Annotated in this window: 5 protein-coding genes; 2 read left to right on the top strand and 3 right to left on the bottom strand. The window is 43.0% G+C overall.

The genetic code is table 11. The features are described from left to right. The first annotated feature begins 90 nt into the window (after positions 1-90). Positions 91-951, top strand: coding sequence for an HlyD family secretion protein (locus BCT49_RS04160; RefSeq protein ID WP_102434262.1), 861 nt, complete (start codon positions 91-93; stop codon positions 949-951). Between the two features lie 13 nt (positions 952-964). Beyond that, positions 965-2,320, top strand: coding sequence for an FUSC family protein (locus BCT49_RS04155; protein WP_102434261.1), 1,356 nt, complete (start codon positions 965-967; stop codon positions 2,318-2,320). Positions 2,321-2,415: 95 nt separating this feature from the next. Here the strand turns inward: BCT49_RS04155 and BCT49_RS04150 are convergent, their stop codons facing one another. From BCT49_RS04150 to BCT49_RS04135, 3 genes are all read right to left on the bottom strand, one after another. Continuing rightward, entirely contained in the window at positions 2,416-3,702 is a 1,287-nt protein-coding gene (locus tag BCT49_RS04150; RefSeq protein WP_102434260.1) for a DEAD/DEAH box helicase, read from the bottom strand. Between the two features lie 247 nt (positions 3,703-3,949). Beyond that, entirely contained in the window at positions 3,950-4,690 is a 741-nt protein-coding gene (locus BCT49_RS04145; protein ID WP_102434259.1) for a DUF1223 domain-containing protein, read from the bottom strand. Between the two features lie 175 nt (positions 4,691-4,865). Then, the gene (locus BCT49_RS04135; RefSeq protein WP_010429554.1) at positions 4,866-5,054 is read right to left on the bottom strand and encodes a hypothetical protein; all 189 of its coding nucleotides are present in this window, start codon (positions 5,052-5,054) and stop codon (positions 4,866-4,868) included. Between the last annotated feature and the right edge of the window lie 326 nt (positions 5,055-5,380).

Below are 5,380 nucleotides of genomic sequence, written 5' to 3'. Positions count from 1 at the left end.
TCTAAGCGGAGAAGAGCCGCAGAAATAAGTCTAATTGTGATTTTTACTGGCGTGATTGGCCAATTCATTCCCATCTTATAAGGCCTTACCTTGATAAAACGTTACCTCATCACATTACTATTATTTGTCGCTGCAGGCTCTGTGGTTTATAGCTATTACCAATCTTATACAAGTAACCCTTGGACGAGAGACGGGCAAGTCAGTGCATACATAGTGTCTATTACTCCTCGTGTCACCGGACAAATCATCAAAGTCCACGTAGATGACAACTCTCAAGTGTCTAAAGGCGATCTACTTTTTGAGATCGACCCTAGTATCTATAGAGCGGCTTACAACAAAGCATTAGCGACGCAAAAACAAGCGCTTGCTCTACTTGCGAAAGCAAAAAATGAAGAGCGACGTGCAGCGAACCTAGAAAAGAGAACCCCTGGTGCCGTGCCCGTTTTAACGTTGAACAACTTAAGCAATGCTGTTGAAACCTCATCAGCGAATGTGCAGCTAGCCAAGGCCAATGTTGAAGAAGCACATTTGAACCTCGAATTTACCAAAGTCTATGCGCCTACCAACGGATATATTACTAATTTTAACTTACGTGTTGGATCGCAAGTGGTTGCCAACTCCCCTGTGGTTGCATTGATCGATGAAGATAGCTTTTGGATAGAAGGTTATTTCAAAGAAACCGACCTTGTTGGGGTCAATCCACAGGACAAAGCGTTTGTTACTCTCATGATGCACAACAAAGTCCTGTTGAAGGGTCACATCAAAAGTATTGGATTTGGCATTGCTAAACAAGATGGCAGCACTGGCAATGATCTTCTACCTAACGTGAACCCAAACTTCCAATGGATTCGTCTTGCTCAACGTATACCGATCAAAGTCAAGTTAGATAGTGTGCCTGAAGACCTACAACTTCGTGTTGGGATGACAGCTTCAATCAAAATAATCAAATAGTTGGATGGCTTTTATGTTCAATGCATCAACCAAAGAAGCGATTAAAGCAGCGCTTTCAATCGTTATCGCGATCTGCCTTGCGCTGTGGTTTCAATGGGAGAAACCTTATTGGGCAGCAATAGCGGTTGCCGTAATGGCATTGAACGAGAGTTTTGCTCATTCAATCAATAAAGGCCACAACCGCTTAATGGGCACCCTATTAGGAACCGGTTATGCCTTTTTCTTGATCGCGATGTTTTCACAAGACCGCTTTCTGTTCCTGACATTTTTTACCTTGTTCCTAGGAATATGTATCTTCATGTCGAGTGATGAAAAGTATGGGTACATCTTTTCGATCGGATTCGCTGTGTGTTCCATCATCGCGTGTATGGGTGGTTTCGATAGTCAGGTGACGTTCTACTTTGCGGTATTACGTATACAAGAAACTCTGCTCGGCGTCATAACGTTTTCTATTGTGTATCGCTTAATTTGGCCAGTAAATACGGAACAAAACTTTGTACAACGCTTCGAAGCAAGTAGAGAGACATTGTTAACCGCAATGCGTAACACTGACAGCTTGGATATAGAAGCCTTAGAGTCCAACACCGCGAATATTGATAAGCTCTATCAACTGCTAGATTTGCCATTAAACGGCAGTTATCACCTCAAAGAGAATATTCAAGACTGGCGTTTAAGAATCCATGAAATGGCTCATATTCAGACTCGATTGCTTGAACTCGCTTCTAATGAGCTTGAACAGCCTATTGATTGGCCAACTCTCATTCAAAATATGGAACGGATAGAATTAATCACACCAAACCAGTCATTGATTGGTGATGTATCGTATGTGGTCGGTAAGAACCAAGAAGTCTCTTGGCACCACGAACATCGTACCTTTGTTCAACATTTGAATGAGGATGGGAGAAAAGTCTTACAAGGTGTCTCGATGTTCGTAACGTCGCTATTGGTTTGGATATATCTACCGGTGCCCGGTGGTTTTATCTTCCCAATGATTGCAGGTGTGTTTTCTTCCATGCTACCGACCATGCCACCAAGTGTTATCAAAGATGCTTTTTTCGGGGTGATCGGCACTGGTACCATTATTTTGCTTCAATACATCTTTGTCATGCCAATGATGAGTGAACTTTGGCAACTCGCACTTTTCTATTTCGTAAATAGCGTAGTGATATGGAAGGTATTCGCAACACCTAAGCTTATGATTCATAGGATACTTGGTATTAATCTGCTCGTCGTGCTTACTTCTGGCGCTCTAAACCTAACGCCGATATACCAGATTAAAACGCCATTGCTTATGTTGACCACAATCCTGATTGTCTTGATGATCGCCAAGCTATTTACTGATCTCTTTAGGGTAAAGAGCACAGCTTAACCTAAGCGTTAACAAGATCTTTTGAGAACAGAATGACAGACACAAAAAAGGCGCAATTAAGCGCCTTTAAAAAGTCTATTTTTACCGATTCAATATCAGTTATTTCTCAACCAAACATCTTGGTTTTTAGGAGCTTTCTTCTTTTTCTTTTTACCTGTGCCAGCCGGTGGCGCAACGGGTTTTAATGCAGCAACAAGTGCAGCGGTTGCTTCTTCATCTACTTCAAAGCCTTCGATTTGCTCACGCTCAAGACGAATCTTGTTCTTCTTCTCGATGATAGTGAAGTGATGGTAATCTTCGTGATCGATCAAAGATAATGCTAAACCAACCTCACCCGCACGACCGCTTCGGCCAATACGGTGCATGTAGTCTGATGGGCTACGCGGTAAATCAAAGTTGATTACTACTGGTAGTTTTTCGATATCTAGACCACGTGCCGCGATGTCTGTCGCGATCAGAACATCAATCTCGCCAGATTTGAAATCTTCAAGGATACGAGTACGTGAACCCTGCCCTTTATCACCGTGGAATACTTCTGCGATGATACCGCGTTTGTAAAGCTTGTCTGCCAAGTGCTCACAGCTGTTCTTCGCATTAACGAAGATCAGAGCTTGTCGCCATTCGTGTTGTTGAATCAGGTGCGCTAACAAAGCTGTCTTGCGGCCTTTTTCGACTTCGAATACACGCTGAACCAGTGTGCTCGCATTAGCACTTTGAAGTTGGACTTCAATTGGGTCGTTCAGCAATTCATGAGTCAGCGTTTTAACTTGCTCAGGGAATGTCGCAGAGAACAACAGAGTTTGCTTCTTGCTTGGCAGTAGCTTCAAGATCGCATCGAGCTCTTCTGTAAAGCCAAGGCTCAACATACGGTCAGCTTCATCAAGCACTAGCGTTTTAACTTTATCAAGCTTGATAGCGTTACTTGAAATCAGGTCAAGCAAACGACCCGGAGTTGCCACCAAGATGTCTGTGCCGCCACGCAGCGCTTGCATCTGAGTGTTCACCGATACACCACCAAATACACAAACGGTTTTAATTGCACCGTTGAAATGCACTGCGTAAGACTTAACGCTATCGGCAACTTGCTTAGCAAGCTCACGTGTAGGAACCAAGATAAGGCCAGAAACATAGTTACCTTTGCCCGAACGACGGTCTAAAGGTGCATCTTCATGGATCTGCTGTAGCAGTGGAAGTGCAAATGCTGCGGTTTTACCTGAACCTGTATTTGCGCCTGCAATTAGGTCGCGTCCTGCTAACACACTTGGAATAACTTGCGCTTGGATAGGCGTTGGCTGTTGGTATTCAAGCTCGGTTAGACGAGCCATCAAAGGAGAAATTAAGCCAAGATCGGAGAAGTTGGTTGGTGCTGTGGTGTTAGTCATTAATTGCAGGAACTCAAAGCTAAAATAATAGCGCGCTATATTAACGTATTTCAGCAGTATTACGTAACTAAATCGCCCCTTTATCCCTTGTTTCAGTGGTTAAGCCCCTTCAAAACAAGCAAGAGATGAAGTAATCGGTGTTAGAAGTGCTCTAATCGTCGTGTCAGCTTCATCTCCATGTCGTTTGTCTCATTGGATTACTACGCTTGTAACACGGTTGCTCTTGTAAAACGGTCATCCTTGCAATTTAGTTCAACCAGCCTGCTACCGTTTGTTCAGGCTCATACGAGTTAGGCTCGGTTAACCACACGGCTACGGCATCTGGCGTGGCGACTAATGGATCAAAATCGACATTGAATTGCCATTTGGATTCACCACGTTGGTAACCATCGTAAACCACCACAAAATCATGCTCGAGTTTCTTACCTCTGTTTTCGCCTGCTTTAACGCTAGTGACTTCATTCATCGCTAGTAAAGCAATGTGAGCCACATAATCTCCTTTGCCTTCGTAATTCACGCTGAACGTATCGCCTTTATGATTGACGGTTAGCTTAGGGTTGCTTTGTTGTTGGAGCGAAGGGAGATTTCTATCGAGCCAGTTAAAGTAACCGCGCCACTCTTTTCCATCGACGATAAAGCCCGGAGTGTAAACGCCACTTGTTACCCCATAAGCTTTGTATAGGCGTTGCTTTTGACTGAATGCCTTGCTGGCGAACTTGTCTCCCCACCCTAGGTAATCCCAGTAGTCAACGTGATAAGCGAGCGGAATGACTTGTGTCCAGAGTTTCGGGTGATCTTCAAAAGTACTGAGGTACTCATCAGCAGGTGGACAACTCGCACAACCTTCAGAGGTGAAAAGTTCGATAACCTGCGCAGGCTGACCTTCATGACTCCAGGTTTGTGCAATCGACGCAGAAGAATAAAAGCCGACCGGTAAGGCAAGTAAACAAAGTTTAATCAATGGTGAGTTGCATTTGGCGTGTGACATACCGTGATCCTTGTACGAAGCGAATTTACTGGCGCTCAAATACAGACCGTTATGCCTAAGTATTTCTTTCAGGTGCTTAGTTTGCGAAGGGATAAGTTTATTGCAGATACAAAAACGCCAGCTTCAGAAGCTGGCGTTTTCTTAAAATTCTATATTTTACATGTTAACGCTAAGATTAACGGTTAATACCGATATCGCGTTGCATGTGACCAGATAGGTCGCTTGCGTAGTAACTACGTGGAGAGTTGTCTACGAAAAGAATATCGAAAATGTGTGCAATCAATCCTTTGAAGTTAACCGAGTAGGTCTTCTTATCCATAGAGTTAGGAACAGCGATAGTATTCATTTGCATTGCTTGAGCCATGATTACCTCTCTATAAATTTGTTTATGTGGTTCGTTCTGATGACAAGAATAATAGGTGATCTTTTGCAGGTTAAAAAATGACTAAAATTAGATATTCGAATTAGTTTTTCTAATAAAACAAACCATTAACAACCCCGAGAAATACATATGCACAATGGGTGAGTATAAATTCAACATGATGCAAAAATCATGCATTTAGTACAAATAACCCCCAAACAAAAGTGGCCAATGTCACAGAAATTTTACATAAATAAATTTTCCACTTCATCGGCCACGTATTCCTTATCGAGTTTTCGATAAGTTATATGGCTCTTCTCCGCTTAGAT

Origin of the sequence: Vibrio lentus (assembly GCF_002875945.1) — a bacterium.
GTDB lineage: Bacteria > Pseudomonadota > Gammaproteobacteria > Enterobacterales > Vibrionaceae > Vibrio > Vibrio apostichopi.
This window is presented reverse-complemented; position numbering and strand designations above follow the sequence as displayed.

Bases quoted from the DNA above. Each gene is read 5' to 3' on its own strand.
- BCT49_RS04155 (WP_102434261.1), top strand. From the start codon at position 965: ATGTTCAATGCATCAACCAAAGAAGCGATTAAAGCAGCGCTTTCAATC.
- BCT49_RS04150 (WP_102434260.1), bottom strand. From the start codon at position 3,702: ATGACTAACACCACAGCACCAACCAACTTCTCCGATCTTGGCTTAATT.
- BCT49_RS04145 (WP_102434259.1), bottom strand. From the start codon at position 4,690: ATGTCACACGCCAAATGCAACTCACCATTGATTAAACTTTGTTTACTT.
- BCT49_RS04135 (WP_010429554.1), bottom strand. From the start codon at position 5,054: ATGGCTCAAGCAATGCAAATGAATACTATCGCTGTTCCTAACTCTATG.